This is a genomic window from Domibacillus sp. PGB-M46, from assembly GCF_022668875.1.
Classification (GTDB): Bacteria; Bacillota; Bacilli; order Bacillales; family Domibacillaceae; genus Domibacillus.
Genome location: NZ_JAKGCR010000033.1, coordinates 1 through 23,261, shown reverse-complemented (window position 1 = coordinate 23,261; position 23,261 = coordinate 1). Strand labels below are relative to the sequence as shown.

General features: G+C 40.0%; 25 protein-coding genes, 1 rRNA gene and 1 other RNA gene. 8 read left to right on the top strand and 19 right to left on the bottom strand.

Going from position 1 to position 23,261, the window contains the following annotated elements; translation table 11 throughout:
• The first annotated feature begins 664 nt into the window (after window positions 1-664).
• Complete coding sequence (locus L2D08_RS24605) at window positions 665-964, top strand: zinc ribbon domain-containing protein (protein WP_375337629.1); 300 nt, start codon at window positions 665-667, stop codon at window positions 962-964.
• Window positions 965-1,093: 129 nt separating this feature from the next.
• On the opposite strand, the gene L2D08_RS21880 is transcribed toward L2D08_RS24605, so the two are convergent.
• A complete protein-coding gene (locus tag L2D08_RS21880; protein ID WP_242237303.1) occupies window positions 1,094-2,158 on the bottom strand; it encodes an LLM class flavin-dependent oxidoreductase in 1,065 nt (354 codons plus the stop codon).
• A gap of 129 nt (window positions 2,159-2,287) precedes the next feature.
• On the bottom strand, window positions 2,288-2,695 hold the full coding sequence (locus tag L2D08_RS21875) for a DoxX family protein (protein ID WP_242237300.1): 408 nt from the start codon (window positions 2,693-2,695) through the stop codon (window positions 2,288-2,290).
• 191 nt (window positions 2,696-2,886) lie between these two features.
• Here L2D08_RS21875 and L2D08_RS21870 point away from each other — a divergent pair, with 191 nt between their 5' ends.
• The gene (locus tag L2D08_RS21870) at window positions 2,887-3,195 is read left to right on the top strand and encodes a winged helix-turn-helix transcriptional regulator (protein ID WP_242237297.1); all 309 of its coding nucleotides are present in this window, start codon (window positions 2,887-2,889) and stop codon (window positions 3,193-3,195) included.
• 138 nt (window positions 3,196-3,333) lie between these two features.
• On the opposite strand, the gene L2D08_RS21865 is transcribed toward L2D08_RS21870, so the two are convergent.
• The 5 genes from L2D08_RS21865 to L2D08_RS21845 form a co-directional block, all read right to left on the bottom strand.
• Window positions 3,334-3,924, bottom strand: coding sequence for an NAD(P)H-dependent oxidoreductase (locus L2D08_RS21865; RefSeq protein ID WP_242237296.1), 591 nt, complete (start codon window positions 3,922-3,924; stop codon window positions 3,334-3,336).
• A 74-nt stretch (window positions 3,925-3,998) separates the two neighbouring features.
• A complete protein-coding gene (locus L2D08_RS21860; protein WP_242237294.1) occupies window positions 3,999-4,421 on the bottom strand; it encodes a MarR family winged helix-turn-helix transcriptional regulator in 423 nt (140 codons plus the stop codon).
• 171 nt (window positions 4,422-4,592) lie between these two features.
• The gene (locus tag L2D08_RS21855) at window positions 4,593-5,993 is read right to left on the bottom strand and encodes an NCS1 family transporter (RefSeq protein ID WP_242237292.1); all 1,401 of its coding nucleotides are present in this window, start codon (window positions 5,991-5,993) and stop codon (window positions 4,593-4,595) included.
• A 417-nt stretch (window positions 5,994-6,410) separates the two neighbouring features.
• On the bottom strand, window positions 6,411-7,166 hold the full coding sequence (locus L2D08_RS21850) for a GTP cyclohydrolase II (RefSeq protein ID WP_242237290.1): 756 nt from the start codon (window positions 7,164-7,166) through the stop codon (window positions 6,411-6,413).
• Between the two features lie 321 nt (window positions 7,167-7,487).
• On the bottom strand, window positions 7,488-7,790 hold the full coding sequence (locus L2D08_RS21845) for a hypothetical protein (protein WP_242237289.1): 303 nt from the start codon (window positions 7,788-7,790) through the stop codon (window positions 7,488-7,490).
• A 937-nt stretch (window positions 7,791-8,727) separates the two neighbouring features.
• On the opposite strand from L2D08_RS21845, the gene L2D08_RS21840 reads away from it, so the two are divergent.
• Window positions 8,728-8,958 carry a peptidylprolyl isomerase gene (locus L2D08_RS21840; protein ID WP_242237288.1) on the top strand — a complete coding sequence of 77 codons (231 nt, stop codon included), beginning with the start codon at window positions 8,728-8,730 and terminating at the stop codon, window positions 8,956-8,958.
• Window positions 8,959-9,099: 141 nt separating this feature from the next.
• Here the strand turns inward: L2D08_RS21840 and L2D08_RS21835 are convergent, their stop codons facing one another.
• On the bottom strand, window positions 9,100-9,255 hold the full coding sequence (locus L2D08_RS21835) for a hypothetical protein (RefSeq protein ID WP_242237286.1): 156 nt from the start codon (window positions 9,253-9,255) through the stop codon (window positions 9,100-9,102).
• A gap of 177 nt (window positions 9,256-9,432) precedes the next feature.
• On the opposite strand from L2D08_RS21835, the gene L2D08_RS21830 reads away from it, so the two are divergent.
• Both L2D08_RS21830 and L2D08_RS21825 read left to right on the top strand, forming a co-directional pair.
• Entirely contained in the window at window positions 9,433-9,672 is a 240-nt protein-coding gene (locus L2D08_RS21830) for an aspartyl-phosphate phosphatase Spo0E family protein (RefSeq protein ID WP_255822080.1), read from the top strand.
• Window positions 9,673-10,465: 793 nt separating this feature from the next.
• Entirely contained in the window at window positions 10,466-10,993 is a 528-nt protein-coding gene (locus L2D08_RS21825) for a hypothetical protein (RefSeq protein WP_242237284.1), read from the top strand.
• Here the strand turns inward: L2D08_RS21825 and L2D08_RS21820 are convergent.
• The 3 genes from L2D08_RS21820 to L2D08_RS21810 all read right to left on the bottom strand — a co-directional run bounded on the left by L2D08_RS21820 (window position 10,990) and on the right by L2D08_RS21810 (window position 13,157).
• Window positions 10,990-11,178 carry a hypothetical protein gene (locus L2D08_RS21820; RefSeq protein ID WP_242237282.1) on the bottom strand — a complete coding sequence of 63 codons (189 nt, stop codon included), beginning with the start codon at window positions 11,176-11,178 and terminating at the stop codon, window positions 10,990-10,992. The two genes, L2D08_RS21825 and L2D08_RS21820, sit on opposite strands and share 4 nt — an antisense overlap.
• A gap of 267 nt (window positions 11,179-11,445) precedes the next feature.
• On the bottom strand, window positions 11,446-12,084 hold the full coding sequence (locus L2D08_RS21815) for a deoxynucleoside kinase (RefSeq protein WP_242237280.1): 639 nt from the start codon (window positions 12,082-12,084) through the stop codon (window positions 11,446-11,448).
• Between the two features lie 245 nt (window positions 12,085-12,329).
• Window positions 12,330-13,157 (bottom strand): pentapeptide repeat-containing protein, encoded by an 828-nt coding sequence (locus L2D08_RS21810; protein WP_242237277.1) that lies wholly within the window; start codon window positions 13,155-13,157, stop codon window positions 12,330-12,332.
• Between the two features lie 187 nt (window positions 13,158-13,344).
• On the opposite strand from L2D08_RS21810, the gene L2D08_RS21805 reads away from it, so the two are divergent.
• Window positions 13,345-13,506, top strand: a complete 162-nt coding sequence (locus L2D08_RS21805) for a hypothetical protein (protein ID WP_242237274.1) — start codon at window positions 13,345-13,347, stop codon at window positions 13,504-13,506.
• 67 nt (window positions 13,507-13,573) lie between these two features.
• On the opposite strand, the gene L2D08_RS21800 is transcribed toward L2D08_RS21805, so the two are convergent.
• The 3 genes from L2D08_RS21800 to L2D08_RS21790 all read right to left on the bottom strand — a co-directional run bounded on the left by L2D08_RS21800 (window position 13,574) and on the right by L2D08_RS21790 (window position 17,900).
• Window positions 13,574-14,386, bottom strand: a complete 813-nt coding sequence (locus tag L2D08_RS21800) for a 6-carboxytetrahydropterin synthase (RefSeq protein ID WP_242237270.1) — start codon at window positions 14,384-14,386, stop codon at window positions 13,574-13,576.
• 233 nt (window positions 14,387-14,619) lie between these two features.
• Entirely contained in the window at window positions 14,620-17,163 is a 2,544-nt protein-coding gene (locus tag L2D08_RS21795; RefSeq protein WP_242237268.1) for an EAL domain-containing protein, read from the bottom strand.
• A 56-nt stretch (window positions 17,164-17,219) separates the two neighbouring features.
• Entirely contained in the window at window positions 17,220-17,900 is a 681-nt protein-coding gene (locus tag L2D08_RS21790) for an SDR family oxidoreductase (RefSeq protein ID WP_242237266.1), read from the bottom strand.
• Between the two features lie 651 nt (window positions 17,901-18,551).
• On the opposite strand from L2D08_RS21790, the gene L2D08_RS21785 reads away from it, so the two are divergent.
• Together L2D08_RS21785 and L2D08_RS21780 are read left to right on the top strand one after the other, a co-directional pair.
• Window positions 18,552-18,827: a YqhV family protein gene (locus L2D08_RS21785; RefSeq protein ID WP_242237263.1), complete on the top strand. Its 276-nt coding sequence runs from the start codon at window positions 18,552-18,554 to the stop codon at window positions 18,825-18,827.
• A 225-nt stretch (window positions 18,828-19,052) separates the two neighbouring features.
• Complete coding sequence (locus tag L2D08_RS21780; protein WP_242237260.1) at window positions 19,053-20,414, top strand: amino acid permease; 1,362 nt, start codon at window positions 19,053-19,055, stop codon at window positions 20,412-20,414.
• Here L2D08_RS21780 and L2D08_RS21775 read toward each other — a convergent pair.
• From L2D08_RS21775 to rrf, 5 genes are all read right to left on the bottom strand, one after another.
• Window positions 20,411-21,037 (bottom strand): LysE family transporter, encoded by a 627-nt coding sequence (locus L2D08_RS21775; RefSeq protein ID WP_242237257.1) that lies wholly within the window; start codon window positions 21,035-21,037, stop codon window positions 20,411-20,413. The two genes, L2D08_RS21780 and L2D08_RS21775, sit on opposite strands and share 4 nt — an antisense overlap.
• 350 nt (window positions 21,038-21,387) lie before the next feature.
• Window positions 21,388-21,573: a type Z 30S ribosomal protein S14 gene (locus tag L2D08_RS21770; RefSeq protein ID WP_242237255.1), complete on the bottom strand. Its 186-nt coding sequence runs from the start codon at window positions 21,571-21,573 to the stop codon at window positions 21,388-21,390.
• Window positions 21,574-21,739: 166 nt separating this feature from the next.
• Window positions 21,740-22,600: a manganese catalase gene (locus L2D08_RS21765; protein ID WP_242237251.1), complete on the bottom strand. Its 861-nt coding sequence runs from the start codon at window positions 22,598-22,600 to the stop codon at window positions 21,740-21,742.
• 188 nt (window positions 22,601-22,788) lie between these two features.
• A non-coding RNA gene (ssrS, locus tag L2D08_RS21760) (6S RNA) lies at window positions 22,789-22,975 on the bottom strand.
• 162 nt (window positions 22,976-23,137) lie between these two features.
• Window positions 23,138-23,253 (bottom strand): 5S ribosomal RNA (gene rrf / locus L2D08_RS21755).
• Between the last annotated feature and the right edge of the window lie 8 nt (window positions 23,254-23,261).

Genomic DNA, 23,261 nt, shown 5'->3' with positions numbered 1-23,261 from the left:
TGCTATATTTCCCCGGTAAGATACTAAATAATCAAGCTGTCCGGTTTAATATAATTTGTAAGGATTGAACCATGATTTTTTTAAAGAGAGATGAATGACCAATCCATGCATGTATACACCCGTCCCCTGCTGCAATCGAGATCCGGATTTATTTATCGCATTACCGGCCAGAAGGCTCCTTCAAATTGCTTCGCAATTAGTAGGAGATGAATAGTTGCTGTTTTGTGTTTGTTACTTAGTAGTTGAAACATACGTTTCCTTTCTGGTATATTATATTTGTTAAATAATGGAGATGGGTTGAAGTGATGCTGAATTACCGCATCGAAATTTTTCCGAATGAAGAACAAAAAAGCACGCTTCACTCATGGGTCAACCTCTGCCGCCAGTAGTATAATTCTGCTCTTCTCGATAAACAAAGAGCCTATCAAAAGAACAAGAAAAACCTGACTAAGTCTGACCTCAGTGCCCTCTTAACCCGATCCAAGAAACACCATCCATGTCTTAAAAAAGTGCCTTCTTAGCCTCTTCAGGAAACACCGGACAGGCTGGGGAAAAGCGTTTGATAAATTTTTCAAAAAAGACGCACGCTATCCTAAGGTGAAAAGACATAAAGACTACCATTCGATTACATTCACACAAATCGATTCATGATGCAGGACGGGGAATGTTCCGCCAGTTTCTGGCGTACAAATGCGAGCGCAATGGCGGCCAGCTAGTCAAGGTAAAGCCGCATTTCACAATCCAGGACTGTTCGTACTGCGGAAAAAGGGTGAAAAAATCCCTTTCCGTCCGAACACATGCCTGTCCAGATTGCGGTCTTGTGCTGGACCGTGACCATAATGCTGCATTAAACATTGAAAAAGCCGGGCTGGCCCAGATCGGAGCCATTCCGGCAATATACTCTCTTTACAACTGTAGGTCGAGGTCTCGCCTGAACAGTATAAAACAACGCCTGTGGAGATGATGTAAGGCCCTGCTCGGAAGAACAGGGCAGACATCGATGAAGCAGGAAAATCAATGAAGTTAAAGTATGTTTTCTCATGTCTCTGACAGAGATGCTCCATCAAATTGTGCAGCAATTAGTTGGAGAGGTTCACTTGCTTGTTTCTTTTTTTACAATTGGCATTACTTGTGTGGCTAACAGCTCGATTCCTTCAGCCACCTTTTGGAACGGCAAGCCGCCTATATCAATCTGTGCCAGAAAACGCTGATGTCCAAAAAGTTCATGCTGACGAAGAATTTTCTCTATGATTTGCTGCGGGCTTCCTACAAACAAAGCAGTATTCGGCGCTGTCATTTGTTCAAAATCTTCTTTTGATACGCTGCCTCCCATACCCCGCTGACGATTCACATAAGACCAATAATTTGCGTAATAAGGGTAGAACTCTTCTTTGGCTTGCTGCGTCGTCCTTGAGATATAGCCGTGCCCGGTTACACCAATTTTAAGCTTTTCCGAAGCATGGCCTGCTTTAGCACCCGCTTTGCGATATACATCCGCCAACGGCTTAAACCGTTCCGGGTCACCACCAAGGATGGCCATGGCCATGCCAACGCCGAACCTGCCAGCCCGCTCTGCACTTTCGGGCGTGCCTCCAATGCCTACCCATATAGGCAGCTCCTTCTGCAAAGGACGAGGAGCAATTTCCGCATTGGTTAAAGCTGGACGAAAGCGTCCCTGCCAGGAAACTCTTTCTTGTTCGTTAAGCTTTAAAAACAGCTCCATATGTTCAGAAAACAGCGCATCATTGTCATCGATATGAAAGCCGAAAAGTGGAAATGATTCGATGAAAGCGCCCCGCCCGGCGATCATTTCTGCCCGTCCGTCAGAAATCAGGTCCAATGTAGCAAAGTCCTCGAACAAACGAACAGGATCCACTGTACTTAATACTGTTGTGGCACTTGTTAATTTAATGCATTTTGTGGTTTGCGCAATCGCTGCTAGAACAACGGGAATAGAAGAAGTTGCATAGTCTAACCGGTGATGTTCGCCAACTCCAAACAGATCAAGTCCTGCTTCATCCGCAAGCTTGGCGGCTTCGATGATTTCTTTTATTCTTTGATGCGCACGAATGGTTTGGCCTGTATAAGGATCCGGGCATAAATCACCAAGCGTATAGAGGCCAATTTCTATTCCGGTATTTTTCAACTTTTCCTGCATAACCGCGCTTCCCTCCAATTAAAACCATTACGATACAAAAAGCGAAATCAAGCTCTGATTCTTCATTTAATGAGTAATCAAATTCGATTGCTTAAAAGGTTCTGTAGTTCTTTTCTTCAACTTTCTTTATTACGCTTCTTTAGATTGAAAAAGAACGTGATCCAAAGCGAATAAAGATTTTTTAGCCAGCGAAAGATAAACCGCGATTACGATAAGCGCTAAATCAAGCTCGTAGCCAGCCATTTGTCCGTTTCCAAGAAACCCAGCAGCCAGTTTTACTTTCACAGTGGCCACAACCAGAATGACTGCAAATAAAATCGCTATCACCCGGATCCCCAATCCCAGTACCATAGCAAGGCCGCCAGCTAGTTCAATGACAGCTACAGCGTATGCAGTGAATGGAGGAAGGCCGAGGCTTTCAAAAAATCCAGCCGTGTTCTCAATACCTCCTTGAAATTTTGCTAATCCATGCACAAAAAACGTGATCCCCAAAAATACTCTTAAAATAAATGCCCCTATTTCATTGCTTCTTTCCATGCTTTTACACTCCTTTTAAAATGATGTTGTTCCTAATCAAAACTACCGCAGTTTTAAATACGTTTCATTAGTAACTTACTTTATGTAAGTAATTATATTTATGTAATGTAATTCCGTCAAGTAAGTATTTGATAAAAAATAATTTAATTATTTTTGAATCCAGTTATAATATAAATAAGGAGTGATAAAAAATGGATAAATCAATTTGTCCACGATTTGAAAAAGCCATGGGATTACTGGGCCAGAGATGGACAGGCATGATCATTTACCAATTGCTGGACGGTCCACAGCGTTTTTGCAGCATTGAATCTTCTATCGGAGTCAGTGGCAGAGTGCTTTCGGAAAGATTAAAGGATTTGGAAAGCGAAGGAATTGTGAAACGGAATGTTTATCCGGAAACCCCTGTTCGAATCGAATACTCACTGACTGAAAAAGGATTAGGATTAGAACCTCTAATGAGAGATATTGAGAAGTGGTCACAGGCCTGGCTGGAAGCATAAAGATTTTGCACAATGTGGTTGCTTTTTAAAAACAATAATTAAAATAATCACTGTTTTTATACATTTTTCAAGACTGCTGGCAATAAAAAAAAAGCTGACCCCCTGCCGGAATCAGCTTTTTCTTTTTAAAACGGCTGCTTAATCTTGTGGGAAAAGAGCCGTAATCTGCTCTTCCACTTCTTTTAACATGCCTTCATACATATCCGCGCTTAAATAACCGATACTTCCAAAAAACAAATGCCCTGCTGGTTCAATGCCTGTAAACTCGAAAATCCCTGTATCGGATGTAACCTTCATTCCTGCTGTCATACCCATTTCATCATACACTTCACTCGGCGTGCCATGTGTATTAATGATAAAGCCTTTTTTACCTGTCAGCATTTTAATAATTCCCTGCTCACCAGCCGCATACGCAAAGCCGTAAGAAAATACGCGGTCTACATAGCCTTTCAAGATTGCTGGAAGACCCGTCCACCAAACCGGGTAAATAAAAGTAATGGCATCCGCTTCTGCGATAAATTCCTGTTCTGTTTTAATATCCTGCGGTGTCCGGCCTGCTTTCATGGCTTCTGTATCTTCTGGTTTTAGTACGGGCTGAAAATTTAGAGCATACAAATCACGTACAGCTACTTCATGGCCATTTTTCTTTAATGCTTCCACAGCCGTTTCGAGTATAGCGTGATTTAAGCTTTCTTTATGAGGGTGGGCATAAACAATAAGATGTTTCATACGGATAACCTCCGATAATATAATTTTTTATTCTTTTCACATACATAGATATCTATGCATTCCATTAAAAAAATTTAAAACCTGTTCAAAATGGTTTCCAGCAGCCGTTCCAGCTGCTTTTTCTCTTCTTCCTGCAAACCGCCATACAGTTGTTCATTTAACCGTGCTGAAATGTCGCGGAAGATCGGTTCTAACTGCCTGCCTTTTTCTGTCAGGCAAATGAGCGTGATCCGCTGATCCTCCTCACTTTTTTTTCTTTCCACATAACCTAAAGACTCTAATTTTTTCACCAGTACGGTAACAGTAGGCTGTGTGCGGTGGATTTTTTCAGCCAGTTCTTTTACCGAAAGCTGATTTTCTTGATACAAAAATGACAGAATACCGCCATGCGAAGGAACAATTCCTTCAATGCCGTGCTGCCCGAGTTCTGAGACAATTAATTTATCGACTGACTCTTTAATTTTTCCAATCATGGAAGCTGCATGATATTTCAACATAGCCGTATTATACATAGACATCTATGTAATGACAAGAGATAAATGAGTGTATTCATGCAAATTTTGTCTGTCATCTTTATTTTTTCCTTCCCTATACAAAAACACCCTTTAAAGCGGAAGCTGCTGCTCGTTCGCCTTAAAGAGTGTTTTGCGATTTATAATTCCTGTTTTCTATTTCTTTTCAAAAATTGTGCCTTTTTTAAATGCCGAATTTTTAAATGTGAATTTCATCAGCAGCAGGTATGAGAGCCCGCCGACAATCACGCCGATAATCCAGCCCAAGTCTACCTGCATAAAAGCTGCGCCAGCCCCGATCAGCATGGCCAGGATGGCACACGGATTGAACCCGGCAAACTGTCCGTTTTCTTCATACAAATGAGATACATCTACTTTTTGTTTCCGCAAAATATAGTATTCTACCAGCAAAATCGAAGCAATTGGCCCCAAGAAAGCAGAGTAAATCAAAATGAATGTATTTAAGCCTTGTGCAGATGAATCCTGTACTAAAATCCATGGGCAGGAGCAAAAAGCAAGCAGCCCGGTAATGACGACCGCTGGCTTGTACTTTAACTTCGTCAGCGATGTAATCACATACGTTGGCGGAATAATATTGGCCACCATGTTGACGGCAACTGCGCCGATTACGATAAATGCCGATACCGCAACGGTAATATACGGGTTATCCACCACAACCGCAAAAGCTTTAACCGGATTGGAGATACCGGTAGCAGCGGCGAGCATCGCACCAATCGTCAGGACAAATCCGTAAGCAACTACAATTGGCGAGAAGTATAAAAAGCCGCGTTTTGCATCACTGATTCCTGTTTTCAGCTCTCGTGAATAATCGGCTGCACTCAAGAAAATAGCCGCATAGTTTCCGAGGAACACCATAATAAACGCAAAGAACGGCAAGCCCCATGAGCCTTCAGCGTGAATCCATTTTTGAGCAATGACATCACTATGGGACGCCATCAAAACACCAAATACATAAACAAGTCCCAGCATAATTACAACAGATGCCAAAATCTCCATCCATTTAATCGCATGAAAACCAAACATCGACAGAACAATTTGCAGGGTCTGGATAGCTATGAAACAAATGGCTACATTATCAAAAGAGCCGCCCGATACAATTTTAGCAATTTCATTTAAAGCCGTCCCACCCGTCCAGCTTTGAAATCCATACCAGACAATCGCTGGTATACCGCGCAGCAAGGAAGAAATCACAGAACCTTTAACTCCAAACGACATTCTAAGCTGCACCACATATGGAATTCCCGTCCGGTATCCGAGCCGGTCATTCAAAGCGAAAAAGATTGAAATAATCCCAATCGCAATCGCTGCGGCCAAAAAAGTCTGTAAAAGGTTCAGCGTCGCCACTCCCGCTACAACCAAACTCGCCCCAAGTGTCATATTCCCCAAGTTTACGCCGTCACCAATCCACATGAACATATAAGAAAAAGGCCCAACCGTTCGACTTTCTTTTGTTTTCGGCTTTAACGATTCATCGATCCCTGTTGAATAAGGAATTGATACCCCTTCTGTTGTCTGCCTGACTGTATTTGTTGACATGATGCCTTCAACTCCATTTCTTTATCTGCATCATCCCTTCATTTAACTGTCTAGATAAAAGAATATTCAGTCAAATAAGGGTATAAATTGCTTCTTTTTTAACATGGTAAACCATTGCTTTTTTCTGTTTTTCCTTCTCTTTTTATTGTTGAAAGAATAAAAGAAATCAATATCGCACGGAAGATTACTTCTCATTTTATGTCATTAAATATAACATAAGTAAAGTTTATAAAAATCAGAATAAAAAGTCATTGGGAGATCTGTACATTTTCTTACACTTTTTTAGATGCTTTGAATAAAACTGAAGGCAAACTCAATAAATAGAAGTGTGAATAAGAGATCATTTGTCGTATAAATGAGGGGTGGATTCATTGGAAGCATAAAAAAAGAAGCGGCTATTCAAACAGCCGCTTCTTTTTAATCGCTCGGGCAGGTCCCGTCTTCCTGCAGGTGTCCTGAACGTTTGATTTTTGTTTGCAGGTAGTTCTCGTTAAACTCTGAAATATCGCCCCAAAGCGGTTTACGGCTTGATACCTTTAAGCCGGCATTTTTAAGAGCTTCCAGCTTTTTCGGATTGTTTGTCATCAAGGTAACCGGTTTAGAGCGCAGTGTTTTAAGCACCATAATTGCATCATCGTAATTTCTGGCATCATCGACAAAACCGAGGCTTTCATTGGCATCCACTGTATCATAGCCATTTTCCTGGAGAATATAAGCCATCGCTTTACTGAATAAGCCGATGCCTCGTCCTTCATGGTTAGCCAGATAAAATAAAGCCCCAGTACCATGTTTCACAATCATATCCATAGATTGTTTTAATTGATAGCCGCAGTCACAGCGTTTACTGCCAAAGATGTCTCCTGTGTGGCAGATCGAATGCATGCGAATAATCGCTTCTTCATTGTCCGAAAAGTCGCCGTACACGAGGACGCTGGATTGCTGCAGCTCCGCTAAATTCACAGAAGACAGCTTTTCAATAATTTTCCCGTAATCTTCTGTTACTTCCTCATAATTCAGCCAGCAGTACCATTGAAACACGACGGTTTCCCCGTATAAATTAACAGGCAGTTTAATGGGTCCAACTAAATAAATCGCCCCTTCCGTTGTTGGAATAAGCTGAATTTTATCTTTTAATACAGAAAGTACCTTCTGATCCAATATTGTTTGTTCCATGAGTTTCTTCCTTCTTTCTCGTTTGCATTTCACTGCTGTTATTATAAACCAAAGGAAAACTGGAATGTAAAATAACTTGCTTATATAGCTGAAACGTTACGAATCAATACTTTATAAATAGTTACCTTTTTTCTGCTTTGTCATTTCCTTTATTCTCCCCCCATATTTTCAGGAAATATGCGAGGGTTATTTACATTTAGGTCAGCCGCTCCAAAAGGGTCCTCCCGCATGGACTCTTTTTCTATTACTATTATATAACTTCGGCCTCCCTCAAGTTACAAATCGTTCTTTTTAAATGAGAGCAACGAAAAAAGCAGCCCGTTAAACGGCTGCTTCTTTTACTTCGTATTTTAAAGGTACAATAACATCTTTCCTATTAGGAGGCTCCTCACCCTGTCTGTAATACGGATCTAACGCAGCAGATTTTCCAGTCACAAATAGTTTCTCTTGTTCTCCAGACAGAGCGGCTGTATCCGGGTCAATCCCTAACATTTCTAAAATATTTTCTGTGTCTTCTTCTTTTAAATAAATTTCCTCAAATACATGTTTTGGGTCGCGTATATCTACAAAGTCTACGACTTCGAACCCCTTTGCCACTAAATCTTTTACTAAATCTTTCTCCATCGAACCATCTCCTTTCCTTAACATACATTCGCTAACAGGAGATCATTTCCTGCAAGATGAAATTGTCCGGGTGGGATAAACCATATAAAAACAAAACAGGAAATGAGCTTAAATATCACTTACAATACCCGTATTAGCAAGTTTTAAATGTCCTTTTTCAAAGAGTGCCAGCTGCCGTACAAAAAATTTTAGCAACATGATTTGATTATTTTTGACCTGGATCAAATGGATTGGTGGATACATAACAATCGAATAAAAGAACCATAATAGCTCTGCTTTTATAGCGGGGCCTTTTCAGTCAGCGGGCTTTGAATAAGACAGCGCCGCCTGCGCACATATCACGCTTTGATCTGCTCCCTGGTGGAGGCTGTCTCATCGATAGGCGTGAAATAAAGTAAGAAGAATTATTTCGACACTTATCGACAAATATCGAGTGCATCTCCACTTATAACATGATATAATATGCCTAGATATAGATTACTTAACGTTCGCTCCGATATTTTATCAGCGGGCGTTATTTTTTGTTCTTTTTTATATCCGTCCCGGACAGGATGTGAAATCCAGCCGATTTTTTATGGTCGTTTGAGCTGCATTCAAAGAAGAGTCTCCAGGTTAAAACAGTTCTTTCAGAAAGCCTAGGCTCGTGCATGAAAGTAAACGCAACCTTCGATTGGGCACGTATAAGCCCTAATTTCCCCATCAACCATAGTGATCATGACTACAATAAATTTCCTTTACTTTAAAGGTATAAGCCTTTCATGACATAGGTCTCTTTTAACCTTTTCGGCAACATCACGAATTCTGAGTCTAAAATATTTAAAAGCATGGTTTAAGTATGGCGTTCTGGCCATGACTTTAGTGGAGACTTCTGTTTTTTTCATGATCATACTGGGTATGCTTCCTATATAATGAGTACTTAACCAAAGGAGAATTTACAATGGGAGCTATGCTGAAAAAATACTTACTTCTTAGCGGAATGGCTGTTATGCTGCTTAGTGGACTAGCCGGATGTGGAAATCGCAGCGGAGAAGAAACCAGTACGAACGACGAACAGGAAGATTATCCTCAAGAGAACCACAGTAATGTAGATAAAGAAAACGATCAAAACAAAGATATTAACAATGACGAGGATGGCGAAGTCGAAACAGATTCCGACGAAAAGAACTAAGACAAGAAAAAAGCCAAAGACAAACGGCTTAACTGTAAAGGCCACCCTTTTACTATGTGAAAAGAAGTCTCGGTGCAATGAACCGGGACTTTTTGTTACGTATCTGGGTTTCATATTCTACAGCTTCTTTATAAAGCTGGTTTATTCTGTTTTCATCCACACCTTAAATGCCTGCACTCCATATTTCACTTCGTCTCCTGCTTCTTTTATCCCCTCATCGAAATCAAAATCCATTTTACCGTATTGGATAACACGCAATCGATCACTTTCTATCAGTTTTTTCGATATCCTGCTCATGAGCGGTCCCTGTCTATTACTAACACCTCTGTATAATGGGATACGTTTCTTGCCCTTCTTCTTAACGTTTCAGAACATTTACGATTCTTGCCTTTCTTTTCAAAAATACATTTTTCAACAAAAACGTTTCCGTTTCAAGATAATCATTCTAAAATTTACCTCATGTGTTAATTGTGATTGAGGAGGTTCGTTACGAATGAAAAACAAGGCGCTTTTTGTAAATTACCTGCACAAATTAACAACCTTCGTCATCTAATGATAAAAGCTGGCCGGCAGTACGGCCTCAGCAGCCAGAAAACGCTGCGCTACAGTGAACAGTTGGAAGAGCTGATCCTTCAATATCAACTTCAAAATAGGGGAATGATAAACCCGAATAGCTCCCCCGCTTTTTTAGGTTGTTCGTATAAAACATTTTAAAATAGTCCATACTGTTTGCATAAAGCAGTCCTACTCTTCTTGAGCTTATATCTCCGTTACTCCTGTATAGCCAGAGCTTTCTCTGGCTGTTTTTTTGAGCGCATTTTTTATTGAAGATACCATTCCTCCAGCCGCATTGGATAACGATGCGTATATAACCAATAGCTGGTTTGCTGCCGATCTCAATTTCAAGCCATTATTGGGGCAATTGCTCCTTTTGTTAAACATTTTTTCTAAAAAATCACAAATAATGGTTTAACATTCTTTAAGTTGGGTATATAATTAATTCACCGATGAAAGCACTTACATAGGAGGTTGTTTCAGCATGTTGCCAATTGAGCTTTTTGGATGGATTTTGTCCGTACTTTTAACCATTAGTTTTGTTTTTTCATTAGTGTTTATATCAAAAAAGCCTGCATTGCTTTCGAAATCCGACTATCATTCTTTGCAAAAGAATCCACAGCATATAAGTAGAAAAGGTAAACGATTCTGCTAAAGCGCTTTCGGCGCTTTTTATTTTGTCTTTTCTCTCAAGAAACACGTCACGGTCTCACATTTCATTTGTAAGATGTTTCGCCTTGTTTAAAATAGGGTACTTAACATTTGATCTATTTGATTAGGCTTATTATCCTGGGGGTTTATTCACCATGTTATCTATAGAACTTTTTATATTTATCATATTAGTCGTTTTAGAAATCAGCCTGTTTTTTTTATTAGGCTCTATCATAAAAAAACTAAACTTTTTTTCAGAATCAGAATCCAAACCTTCACAGAAGGAGAAACAAACGTTTGATTGGAAGAACAAATTGTCTTCTTAAAGCACTTTTTGTGCTTTTTTTTGTTCCTTTTAAAGAAAACTCTGCAGCTCTTTTTCTTGCAATGGGCCGCCATGTTATTGCCCTCCTCTTGCTGTAAAAAACCGCTAGCAGCCAACATTTTTTATAGTTTCTATAAAATAAAAAAGCATTTACCTCCTAATGGACTGCAGCTTCACATCCATACTTTAATCAAGAGCCTGCATATAAAAAAAGCCACTCAAATGAGTGACTATTGTAAAACGTTGAGCCAATACAGCCCGATGCCTAAACCAACAGCTGTAATGATAAAATTGATGATTTTACCCGGTACTCGAAGTACTTTTAAAATGAGCCCGACCACGATCATGGAAATAATAATCATTGAGAATAAGATGACTATTTTTAATGCCATTCCGTTGGCACTATTATTTAATATTGAAAAACCAAGTTCCATTTCTTCACTCCTTTTTCTTTCATCATACAATGATTCGGGCAAAGAAAAAAGCACCCTGCCGGATGCTTAAACTTCATTTGTGTCTATTACTTTAAATTTGTCTTCGGTTATAAAGGTTTTCTTGCTTAACGCTTCATTCACCAGTTTACCTGTATCATCGTTTGGACCTGGATTAATCTCCACTACTTCATGCTGCTCTGGACTAGTTGGCATGCCATTCGGGCCCAGGCGATAGTATGTTACTTTGACTTTCATCATATCTCACTCCTTCTTCCCCCGCGTCAAAAAGGATTTATTTTATTCTTCCCGTCTGCAAGTGACTTTAGGGGAAGTAATAAAAAAAGAATTCGTTTTAAGTGTTACCTATCCCATTCGAGATTATCCAAACTCTAAACGCCGCCATCGCGGCATGCTTCACTGAAAGTCCGTGTTTCCTTTGTGAGTGCTGTAATGGGAGCGATGGAACCGAACTAACAGTTGTTTACCTACGCGGTATACAGTGGATGTTGAGAGTGGTCCGGTTTAAGCTTCCGCTATTTTCATGCTGAAATATTGAATATCTTTTAAAGCTTTCCCAATCAGACCTAGTACACTTTCCTGATCCTCCTCGTTGTTTGCAAAATCCAAATGATTTACACCAAGCAGGATCTTGGGCGAATATTGATATCCTTGATACCAGGCTTCATATTTTTCATTCAGCCGCTCCCAATACTGCATCTCGACTTTGCTTTCCAGTCCTCGTCCACGACGGTCGATCCGTTCTTTTGCCCTTTCTGTGTCACACTGGAGGTAGATCAGCAGGTCAGGCGCTCTTGTCGTTTCGACAATAGCGGCAAGGAGTTTTTCATATACCCGATACTCCTCCGGTGTCATGCTGCCGTCTTCACTTAAAAGCTTAGCGAATATCTGATCCCCGAAAATAGAACGGTCCAGAACACCACATCTTTGTTCGGAAATGTGCTTGATCATCTGCCAGCGCTCCGTCGCAAAATGAATCTGCGTTGTGAACGACCAGCGGGAGCGGTCTCCATAAAAACGATGGAGCAATTTTTCTGTGTCTGGATTCCCCAGCTCTTCAAAAACAGGAATACAAAAATGATCGCTGATCAAGTGAGATAGTGTTGATTTACCTGCCCCAACTGTTCCCTCTACTACTATCATGAGGTTTACTTCTCCTTTATCATTTGTTTTTATTTGAACAGTAATCGTTTTTGTGCATAATTTTTACAATTCGTTTGTGTGTTTTATTCCTACAATTTTGGTGGAGAAACAACTTTGTCTCTTTTGCTTAACTTCAATATATCCTTTTTCCTTTCTGTTCAATCCGCCATTAAACCTTGTAATCAAATGAGCCCCTTCTGTTTGAAGGGGCTCACTTTTTGTATTAGCGTCTTTTCCTTAACTGTTTAAAGCCAGTGGTTCGGCTTGCGTACAGAAGCAGGCAGTTTCGTATACCGGTCGCCTTTAGCCGCATTCATCTGTGCCTGCGTTAAAAAAATGCTTCCCGTAAGGTCCGCTCCTCTTAAATCAGCATCTCTGAAGTCAGCACCGATCAAGTCGGTCAGTCTCATGTCTGCTCCTCTCAAATCAGCTGCAATAAAAATTGCTCCTCTTAAATCAGCTCCTTTTAAATCGGCTCCTTTTAATTTTGCACCAAAGAAATCTTTTCTGTCCGCTGCTTTCGATTTCTTTTTGGATCGGGCCTGTGACCGCACGTATGCACTTGAACGTAAAAGAAGCTCATTCACCCTCGCTCTGTGAACTGGTACGTCAAGCTTTAAAATCGCTTGGGGGCTTAGCTGTGTGAGAGCCTCTACATCGCGGGCCGCTTCCTGCAGTTCCTGGTGAATCGGCGCTGTTTCTTTCCATTCAAGCGCTTCTTCTACATAACAAAGCATTTCATGGAGCTGCTGCATAATAGGGAATACATCGAACATTTCCTTTGCAGAAGCAGGATGCTCCCGCCAGCTTGCTCCTTTGTATGTAACCTTCGATACTTTCTGTCCTGCCCCAAAGCACTCATATACAGCGCAGCCGCGAAATCCTTTTTTTCTAAGGTTTTGATGAATCCCGCAATTAAAATCTTCCGTTAAATTTTGGCAGGGGGTGCCGCCCTCTTTGTTCATCGCAAAATCAGCTGATTTGGCATAGGGCAGCGCCACACAGCAAAGGCCAAAACAATGTTCACAGTCGGCACGCAGATGGCTCTTTTTACTTGCCAGTTGACTAGACAATCCATACACTTCCTTTAATGATAAACTGCTTACAGATTCTTCATTTATTTGTATGCTCATGGAAAAAGTATACCGAGCCTTTATTTCATATGGAAGTGTAAATTCTTCTATTCTTGCTTTTTTGTTTATTCTATGAGAGACAGGGAATAGTACGAAAGTAAACTTATTACAAAGGAGAGTGCATACCATGGCAACAAACAAAGCAATGATGACAACACTGGCGCTTGGAGCAGCTTATCTTCTTCGAAATGAAAAGTCACGGACGAAACTTATGAATCAATTTAAAGCAATGGGCGGGAGCTCAAAAAGCAAAACAGCTGAACAGCAGAAATCACTGACGCTTGGATAAACAAAAACATGGATCCTTTTCTGGATCCATGTTTTTTCTCCTTCATCTTTAGTAAATATTGTTTTTTTTACTTGTTTTCCGGACCATGGTATTCAAAATAATTTTTTGCAGTCTCCCAAAGTCCTATTTTAGACAAACTTGGCAGAGACGGCTGAAGCAGTTCCCAAAAAACAACCGTCATAACTTCGGCAGTTGGATTTAACCCGCTGAATTCTTCTGTATCTAAATTGAGATGCTTATGGTCAAATTTTTCAATGATCAGCTCTTCAACAACACGATCCACTTCTGTCATATTCAGTACCATTCCTGTCACAGGATCAATCTCTCCTCCAACAGTTACTTCAAGAATATAATTATGCCCGTGACCATGAGGATTATTGCATTTGCCAAAAATCTCTTTGTTTTCTTCATCTGTTAACTGGTCACTATGTAATCTATGGGCAGCTGAAAAGTGATATTTTCTTGTAAATCGAATCATTGACTGTTCCCCTTTTTGAGAGAATAAAAATGGATTCTCATGCAGTGTTATTTTATGAAGCTTACAATCTGTGAATTTACCCTCCAAGGCATTCCACATATATAAAACGACATTTTCTGTTGTAGGGACATGCTCCTTAAAAAATGGATGCTCCTCATTCAAGAACTTACCGTTAAATTCCTGTAAAACTACGCTCTTCACTATACGATCAATATCTGTAATATTAACGACAATTCCAGATTTTGAGTCAATGTCTCCCTTTACCGTAACTTCTAAAGTATAATCATGTCCGTGAACATTATTGCATCTTCCAAAAATTTCTTTGTTTTCTTCATCAGTTAACTGTCCATTATGTAATCTATGGGCAGCTGAAAACTCTATTTTCCTGGTTAGTAAAACCAAAATCCATCCTCCCTCTCATAAATGATGCTGGAAATTACCTTTCGACAAGACGCCAACTTCCTTTTCCCATTTAAAGGAATTATACCAACATGTGATATCTTTTCAGAAAAAACAACTGGGTCATCACATTTAAATACACATGTAAAGTTCCTTGATAGAAGAAACGATTCCAAGAAGAGGAATCGTTCTTTAAATCGTTGCTTTCAATTTATAACCTTGCATCTGCTTAACTATTATTTATCATCAAGTTTAAAAAGGACAGCTTTCTGAAGTTCTTTAAATACCTTGTTAAACTCTTCAACTGATAGAGGCTTACTAAATAAGTAGCCCTGTGCTTCATTACATTTTTGCTGCCGGAGAAATAGGAGCTGCTCCTTTGTTTCTATTCCCTCAGCTATAACGTTAACTTTGAGATTATGGGCCATGGCAATAATGGTACTAATAATTTTATTATCATTGGAATCGTCTTCTATATCTGTAACAAATGACTTATCAATCTTCAACGTATGGAACGGGAATTTTTTCAGATAACTCAGTGAAGAATATCCTGTACCAAAATCGTCTATTGCAATTTTCACTCCTAGATTTTTAAGCTCTTCTAACTTAGCAATGACATATTGCTCATTATACATGGCAATGCTTTCGGTAATCTCGAGCTCTAAATACTGGGGATCAAGTTCGGTATCCTGTAAGACTTGACTAATTAAATCGACTAAGTTTACTTGTTGAAATTGACGCGGCGAAAGATTAACAGATACACGCATCTCGGGTAATCCGGACTTTTGCCATTGTCGATTTTGTTTACACGCCGTACGCAATGCCCATTCTCCAATTGGCACAATTAATCCCGTTTCTTCGGCTAAAGGAATAAATTCTAACGGAGATATCACGCCCAATTTTGGATGAAACCAGCGAATTAAAGCTTCATTGCCTGTAATAAGGCCCGTGTTTAAATCGATTTGAGGCTGATAGTGTAAAGTAAACTCCTGACGCTCCAATGCCTGGCGCATGCCTTTTTCTAAAATAGCCCTTCTTTTAATAAGCTCGTTCATGTCTGAAGTGTAAAATTGATGATTGTTTCTTCCTTGCTCTTTTGCACGGTACATAGCAATATCCGCGTTTTTAATAACATTTTCAACACTGCTGCCATCCATCGGATACAAACTTATTCCGATACTTACCGTAATAAAAAATTCGTTTCCTTCATAAATGAAAGGCTTGTCTAATTCTTTTAAAATAATTTGGGCGGTATAGTTTGCTCTTTCATGATTCGTATCCGGCAAGAGGAGAATAAACTCATCCCCGCCTATACGCGCCATAATTTCCTCTTCTTTAAGAAGCGGTGAAACCCGTCTTGTAAATTCCTTTAAAATGTAATCACCCGCAGAATGCCCAAGCATATCATTAATAAATTTAAACCTATCGAGATCAAGAAACAAAAATGCCATTGGTTGTTTGTCATTTAAACTTGCCAAATCTACAGCTGTCTTGTTGAATAAACGTAGATTAGGAAGCCCGGTTAAAAAATCATAATAAGCATGATATTGTATTTCAGCATTTTTTTTCTTAAGTTCATCTGTGTAGTTTAACAGGTTCAATGACATTTTATTGACTCGGCCAGCAAGCAGGCCCAATTCATCGCGACGCTCAATCAATACCTGTTCGCCAAAGTTTCCTTTAGCAATCTCATTTACTTTTAGTAAAATTCGATTTATAGGTCTTACAATGTATTCCGCTAAAAAGTAGCTCATTATTAAAACAAAAGCTAAAACAATAATAGAAATAACTAGGCTATTCAACAATTGCTTATTTAATACGTCTTGAATGACCTTATAATCTGTTACTACTCCAATTACATATGGATTTTCAGTAGAGACGGGCATAAAACTTTTAAACACTTTTTTATCATTGGAGGTACTCTGAAAACTAACTAATTTGCCTGTTCCCATTGCTTTTCTAACAGCAGCCACATCGGCCTTTTTATCTTGATACTCATATTTTCCGAATGTAACATCCTTGTTATCTAATTCGATAAACTTTTTTCCGTTCTGTTCAGTATAAATCGGCGGATAACCAAATGTCTCTGGATTAAACCCCGTGATGCTTAACAAAGTAGAGTTATTACCCAAGGTTTTCTTTACAATTGCTTCTGGACCAATTTGATCCTCGAACTCTAGTATCTGATTATCTCTCATGTAGGGGTTAATAATATAATTAGTTGTTCCATCATAGTAATATCCCCATTTGTCTACATGGTTAGGATCAGATGTAGAAACATCTATCGGACCTGACCAGTAGTTTGGCAATTTCTGCCCTTGAGAAATAGTCACATTTTTATTGGCAAACAACTGTTGAAAAGCTGTATACCAATACCCCCATTCCTTCGTGCCTAAATTTCTTTCATGCGGGTCTGAAGATTTTACTCCCTTAATGTCGTCTTCTTCTCTTACCATCAAGGTAATATGAGAAACGCCAAGCTTCTTACTAAGCTCAACAAGCTGCTCATTCGTTACGTTATTTATATCCGGATCAAGTGCATTCTGAGCTGCTATGGCTGAAACTCGAAGTTTTTCTCCTATTTGTTTCTCAAATGACTCTATCCCAAATTGTGAATGCTCAATCGCCATGCTAATTTCTTGAGCCAGGAGTTCCATCTGTTTTTCTTGATCTTTTATTAAAAGATCCCTCGTGTAAAAATAAAATAATATATTATTTACAAGTAGAATTAATGTTACTGTTATTGAAAAAATCAATAATAGTTTTTTCTTTAAGGACAAAAAATCACCTCCCAGTTGCATTCTACATTTCTCTGATTATATATCTCTCTTTAAAATCATAATACTCCTTTTGGAGGAGTCACTGTCATTTCATCAATCCGAACGTGCAGAGGAGTCGTAGCCACGAATGAAGCGACACGTGCTACATCTTGAACATGTAACATGTCTTCAGAAGAAAAACCTTCAACATTTTTCCAGATGTCTGTATATGTGGCACCTAAGTGGATATTGGTGGTGAAAACGTTATCTTTGTACCATTCTTCCGCTAAAACACTCCCCATTCCACTGACAGCATGCTTTGAGGCTGCATAAATAGAATTAAAAGGAAGGCTTCTTTTCGTTGCAATCGAGCTAATATTAATAATACGCCCTCCTCGTTTCTTTAATAATGGAAATGCATGTTGAGTGCAGTGAAAAATACCAAATACATTCGTTTGAAAAATACCTTCCCATTCTGCAGGATCAAATTCTTCAAATGCTTTGAATTCACCAACTCCAGCATTGTTCACCAGGACGTCTAAGGCACCATGCTGCTCAATAATATGCTTAAATCCATCTTGTATTTCTTTTTCATTCCGGATATTTATTTGCAATGGAAATAGGTTTTCCACATTGGTCGCTACATTTTTTTCACGGGTTGTGGCATAGGTAATAAACCCTTTATCTGCAAGATCGAGACTAATTGCCTTCCCTATACCTTTTAAACCACCTATAACGATGGCTATCTTTTTTTCCATTTTTTGCCCCTCTTTTCACCGGGTGTTTTGTTAAGGAAGTAAAAGAGAAAATTTACTCTCTTTATTTATCTTAAAATAAAACCCAAGGATTAAATTCCGAATTTTAACTAAAACAAACTATCTTATAGCTCTTTAATTATTCGACAAAAACCGCTTATTTGAAGTATAACAGATTCAAAAGTCTTAGTACTACAGCAAATGATTTAGCCATTTTAATTTTCGGCTTATTGTTACATCATTAAAGAAAAAGAACTAAACAATGATCAATATTTCTGTTTTATTTGCTTGTACTTTTCTATAAAAAGCTTTATTCTGCATATCTGAATCCGTTCACAACATCCATCCGTACATGTTTGTAGAGATATCAGTATTTAAAACCTCCATCAGTACTTTTACCTCCTAAGCACTGTCTATATTATTATAATCCATCTTGCCCCCTCCATATGATCATTCAGGAACCCTTGCTTGGGATTGATTTATTGATTTACTGATTTATTGTTTTTTATTTTGTTCTCTTTAATAATTCAGAGCTAGTCCTCTTTTTATCTGCATACACATAAAGAAACGGGATAATCGATTTCACTGGCTCGATCCAGCTATGGAAAGAACAGACATGAAAATGACGCAGGTAGAAGAGGTGGTGAAAAAAAAGTGATTGTAGTGATTGAAAAAGCCCTGCTGCTTATGATTACCTTGCGCCTTATTTCTGGAAGTATTGAAGTGACCGCTGCACTTTTGATGCTGAAATTCAACAGCTTAGAAAAAGCCTTTTACATTAATAGCATGCTTGCCCTGGTAGGCCCGGTTGTATTGATCGTCACAACAGCCATTGGCCTGTATGGAATGGCGGGAAAAATGCCGTTAACGAAAAGCATCGGGCTTGTGTGCGGAATTGTGCTTATATTGTACAGCCTGCGATCCAGGTAAAAAAGGACAAGCTCTATTGAAAAGAAAAGCCGATTCGGTTTTTCTTTTTGTTTTGCCCCGATTTCAGCTTTTTCATATAGGATTTTCTTTTTGCATGGGCTTCATGCAATGTACATAAAGATCTGCCCTTTTGTCAGAGGGAAGCCAATCCAGTTTTCCCACTCCTCTTTTTACATAAATGGCCCTTTTCGTGAGAATTTATTTCTATGGGGAGGTTATGTGTAAATGGAACAAAAAACGTGCGGCGGCAGTAAAGATAATGAAAAGCTGGCCTGGTGGCAGCTCTCTCTTATTGGAGTGGGCTGTATTATTGGCACCGGTTTTTTCCTCGGGTCCAGTATCGCCATTCAAATGACAGGGCCTTCCGTTGTTTTTGCCTTTATTCTGGCTTCATGCGGAACGTATATTGTCTTTGAAGCGCTGGCGAAAATGTCCGCTAAAGATCCGCAAAAAGGATCGTTTCGGTCTTATGCAAAAAAAGCTTACGGACGATGGGCCGGATTTAGCAGCGGCTGGGTGTATTGGTGCTCTGAAATGCTGATTATCGGCAGCCAGTTAACGGCCATTTCTCTTTTATCAAAATTTTGGTTTCCGCAGATTCCATTGTGGATGTTTGCTTCTGTTTTTGCTGTCTGCGGGCTTTTGGTGCTTTTTATTGGAACAAAAGCATTCGGTAAACTCGAAACCGTTTTTGCGGTGATGAAGGTAGCTGCTATTTTTATGTTTATCGTAATCGCTGTCCTGGCTTTGACCGGGGTGATTAACGGTGATCCCAAAGCAGGAGTGCCACGTTCCGTAAACGGCTTTTTTCCAAATGGCGGGATTGGGTTCTGGAGCTCTCTTTTATTTGCTTTTTACGCGCATGGAGGCATCGAAGTAATGGGTGTTATGGCCATTAATCTGCGCAACAAAGAAGATGCACCGAAGTCAGGAAAAGTCATGCTTGGTATTTTAGGGATCATTTATGTAACAGCTCTTTCGCTCGCTCTGCTGCTCATTCCATGGACTGCATTTCAGCCGGATAAAAGCCCTTTTGCGATGGCTTTGCTGAGCTATCATCTTGACTTTTTTCCTCATGTATTCAACGCAGCCATTATTATCGCCGGATTTTCAACCATGTCGGCTTCTTTGTTTTCTGTTACGACCATTCTCCTTACCCTGTCTGAAGAAGGAGATGCGCCGGCTATTTTCAGCAAACAAACAAAAAAGAAACGAAAAGTTCCGTTCCCGGCTGTCGCACTGACATCGGTCGGCTTGATTTTATCTATTATTTCTTCTTTGTTATTGCCCAAAAATGTGTATGAATATGTAACGACCGCAGCCGGATTGATGCTGCTTTACAATTGGTTTTTTCTTTTAACGCTGTACCACCGGCTGATCGAGCCGACTACTGGAGATAAAGTAAAAAGAGTGATCGGCATGATTCTTGTTTTTGCTGCCGTCAGCGGTACTCTTTTTCACCAGGCAAGCCGGCCGGGATTTTTTATCAGTTTAGCTTTCGTTACCGTAATTGCAGTGGTTGTACTCATCCTTCGAAAAAAATGGAAAAAAGAAGAAACCCACCATCACAGTGGGCAAACAAGCTAAAACAAGACTTTGTAGGCTTCCATGCCAAAGTAAATACCAAAGCCAATCATGGAGAGAGAAGAAACAACAGAAATGCCTTTTAAAACCCCGGTAGATAAAAATCGCCGGGCACCGCTCGAAAGGAAAGCCATCGTCAGGTCCCAGATTAAAATACCAGATATGACGGCCATGCTGTACAGCAGAATTTGAGTTTGTGTAGAAGATTCTGCTGTTTCAGCAAGAATGGATCCATAAATACCGAGCCAGAATAAAATCGTAAGCGGGTTCAAAAGGGACATAAAAAAGCCGGAAAACAGTGATCTCCTCAAGGGAATGTTTCTGCCAAACCGCATGTCCAGCTCGATTTTATGAAGTGTCAACAGGTTTTCAATACCGGTATATGTTAAAACAAAGCAGCCAAACAGCCAGAGAAGCGTTTTAATAAACGGCAGCTCAATTACATGAGCTACTCCTACATATACCATCACCATATAAATCGTATCAGCAGTCAATGCGCCGATTCCAAAAACCCATGCATGAAAAAATCCATTTTTAATACCCGTGTCTAATTGTGCCGCATTTACTGGTCCGACTGGTGCCGCCAAAGACAGGCCTAAAAACATGTATGTAAAGATTGAGTTCATTACGCAGCCCCCTGAAAAATGATGTCTATGCATCATATTCAGACGAAGGGGCTTGTACGCCTAAAGAAGGGAGAATTTATCGTGCATAAACGTTGTTTTGTTTTAATCTACCTATCCGTGCATTTATGCTATCTCATTGCGTACCAGATAACGGACTCCACAACAGCTGCAATTTCGGAATTTGAAAAAGCTTGGATTTAAAGCCGAACAGCCAAAACAATAAACTTGTCCTTGCCGTTCCCTTTAAAGTTATGGAAAGCCGCTTATTTATTTCAATTACCTGATGTGCTGGCCTTTTTATATACAAAAAAAGCCAGGCCATGGCCTGACTGAAAAGATGACACATATATTTACCAGCTTGCTTTTTTCACGCCAGGTACCTGCCCTTTATAAGCAAGTTCTCTGAAGCAAATACGGCACAGCTTAAATTTACGAAGAACGGCGTGAGGGCGTCCACAGCGCTCACAGCGAGTATATTCACGCACTTTGAATTTTTGTTCATTCTTGTGCTTTACAATTAATGCTTTTTTTGCCAACTAAAAGACCTCCCTTCTTTTTAATAAGGGTAGGAGAGATCTTTTATTATAACCCGATCTTATTTATAAGTAAACCGGTAGATGCTGTAAAAGATGCACATATATTTATGTTAAAACAGAACAATACAGCAGTAAGTGTTGCATTGCTCTTTACCTTTAAATATTTTTAGCACATGCTTGGTGGTGGTGGAGATGTCGAATTTTTTAAAACAGCAGGCGGGGTATCATGAATATAGGGAGGCGCTGGCTTTAAAACAGGTGCCTGAGCGAGCGGCACAGGATGCTCCACATATTGAAAGACCCCTTCTCCATCCATGCTCGGGCCATACGCCCACCGGCCCGCGGCACTTTGGTTTCCAGCTGAAAAGTTAAAAAGTGTATAGGATACTTCCCGCTTTTCAAGCTTTCGTGAAAATGTGCTTGGAACCACTACATTCTCTTTTGCTTCCAACTCCTTAATAGCAGCGATCCATTGATTTTGGTGCATGGTGTCACGTGCAATCAGCCAGGACAGCATATCGCGTACGCCCCGATCTGATGTCATTTCATACAATCGGCATACTTGAAGGCGCCCCTGTGATTCTGCATTTAAATTTGCCCGAAAATCAGCCAGCAGATTGCCACTCGCAATAATGTAATCGGCTGTCCAACGGTTTCCTACACTATCAGCCGGCATTGCGCCAAGTCCTGATACAATCGCATGCTGAGGGTTCATGCCGCCCAAAATAGCGCCGATTACCGGATCCTTTGCCGCTTCTTCTAAATCCCCAACCGGCGCCCCGTCCAAAAGGCGCGCAATCATCGTCGCCAGCATTTCTATATGTGCCAGTTCTTCTGTACCCGTGTCCATCAGCAAGTCTTTATATTTCCCATTTCCACGGACACTCCACCCTTGAAACAAATATTGCATGGCCACAGATATTTCTCCAAATTGTCCGCCAAGTACTTCCTGAAGCTTTTTTGCATAAAGCGGGTCCGGCTTCTCTGGCTTCGCTTGATATTGCAGCTCTTTTACATGATAAAACATCCCTCACACTCCAATTAAAAGTACTTCTTCTTTCATAACGTATGTAAACTATTTAAGAAGGTGAGTGGCGTACCTATTCGGAATCGCTTATCGTATCTGTTACTTCATCATCTCGGTCAGGCGTACAAATATCTTAGGAAACAGCAAAAAGCCAGTTTTCTTTTGAAAACTGGCTGAAAGTTCAATTGTAAAAAGCCGCCTTTGCCGCTCAAAAAAAGAAAGTTTTAAACCACCACTCCTCAAAGTGGGTGTTCTCAGAATCCTCTCCTGCTTGTCCTCCATAAAAAGAGGCTTGTCATTCTGGATTCACTTTAAAACTCCCTATTACAGCTTAAAGGTTAAAACTTAAATTCATAACGTACAATGCAGCTTATATATGTATCATACATCTATTTTTCTTTAAAAACAATAGTAATGGTTTCCTCAAATGGCGCCCGGCTTACCTGATCAGTTTAAAGTCGAGGAACGATAACCAAAAATGATAAAGGGCTTGAACAAACTAAAAAGACAACCTGATTTCTCAAGTTGTCTTATCTTGCCAGGCGGCGTCCTGCTCTCACAGGGGGAAACCCCCAACTACCATCGGCGCTGAAGAGCTTAACGGCCGTGTTCGGGATGGGAACGGGTGTGACCTCTTCGCTATTGCCACCTGACTATGAAG

Excerpts from the sequence above, each read along its gene's own strand:
- L2D08_RS21815 (WP_242237280.1), bottom strand. The coding sequence starts at position 12,084 with ATGATAGTAGTAGAGGGAACAGTTGGGGCAGGTAAATCAACACTATCT.
- L2D08_RS21775 (WP_242237257.1), bottom strand. The coding sequence starts at position 21,037 with ATGAACTCAATCTTTACATACATGTTTTTAGGCCTGTCTTTGGCGGCA.
- L2D08_RS21870 (WP_242237297.1), top strand. The coding sequence starts at position 2,887 with ATGGATAAATCAATTTGTCCACGATTTGAAAAAGCCATGGGATTACTG.
- L2D08_RS21880 (WP_242237303.1), bottom strand. The coding sequence starts at position 2,158 with ATGCAGGAAAAGTTGAAAAATACCGGAATAGAAATTGGCCTCTATACG.
- L2D08_RS21805 (WP_242237274.1), top strand. The coding sequence starts at position 13,345 with ATGGCAACAAACAAAGCAATGATGACAACACTGGCGCTTGGAGCAGCT.
- L2D08_RS21790 (WP_242237266.1), bottom strand. The coding sequence starts at position 17,900 with ATGGAAAAAAAGATAGCCATCGTTATAGGTGGTTTAAAAGGTATAGGG.
- L2D08_RS21840 (WP_242237288.1), top strand. The coding sequence starts at position 8,728 with ATGGGAGCTATGCTGAAAAAATACTTACTTCTTAGCGGAATGGCTGTT.
- L2D08_RS21820 (WP_242237282.1), bottom strand. The coding sequence starts at position 11,178 with ATGAAAGTCAAAGTAACATACTATCGCCTGGGCCCGAATGGCATGCCA.
- L2D08_RS21765 (WP_242237251.1), bottom strand. The coding sequence starts at position 22,600 with ATGTTTTATCATGTAAAAGAGCTGCAATATCAAGCGAAGCCAGAGAAG.
- L2D08_RS21865 (WP_242237296.1), bottom strand. The coding sequence starts at position 3,924 with ATGAAACATCTTATTGTTTATGCCCACCCTCATAAAGAAAGCTTAAAT.
- L2D08_RS21835 (WP_242237286.1), bottom strand. The coding sequence starts at position 9,255 with ATGAGCAGGATATCGAAAAAACTGATAGAAAGTGATCGATTGCGTGTT.
- L2D08_RS21780 (WP_242237260.1), top strand. The coding sequence starts at position 19,053 with ATGGAACAAAAAACGTGCGGCGGCAGTAAAGATAATGAAAAGCTGGCC.
- L2D08_RS21855 (WP_242237292.1), bottom strand. The coding sequence starts at position 5,993 with ATGTCAACAAATACAGTCAGGCAGACAACAGAAGGGGTATCAATTCCT.
- L2D08_RS21850 (WP_242237290.1), bottom strand. The coding sequence starts at position 7,166 with ATGGAACAAACAATATTGGATCAGAAGGTACTTTCTGTATTAAAAGAT.
- L2D08_RS24605 (WP_375337629.1), top strand. The coding sequence starts at position 665 with ATGTTCCGCCAGTTTCTGGCGTACAAATGCGAGCGCAATGGCGGCCAG.
- L2D08_RS21875 (WP_242237300.1), bottom strand. The coding sequence starts at position 2,695 with ATGGAAAGAAGCAATGAAATAGGGGCATTTATTTTAAGAGTATTTTTG.
- L2D08_RS21845 (WP_242237289.1), bottom strand. The coding sequence starts at position 7,790 with ATGGAGAAAGATTTAGTAAAAGATTTAGTGGCAAAGGGGTTCGAAGTC.
- L2D08_RS21860 (WP_242237294.1), bottom strand. The coding sequence starts at position 4,421 with ATGTTGAAATATCATGCAGCTTCCATGATTGGAAAAATTAAAGAGTCA.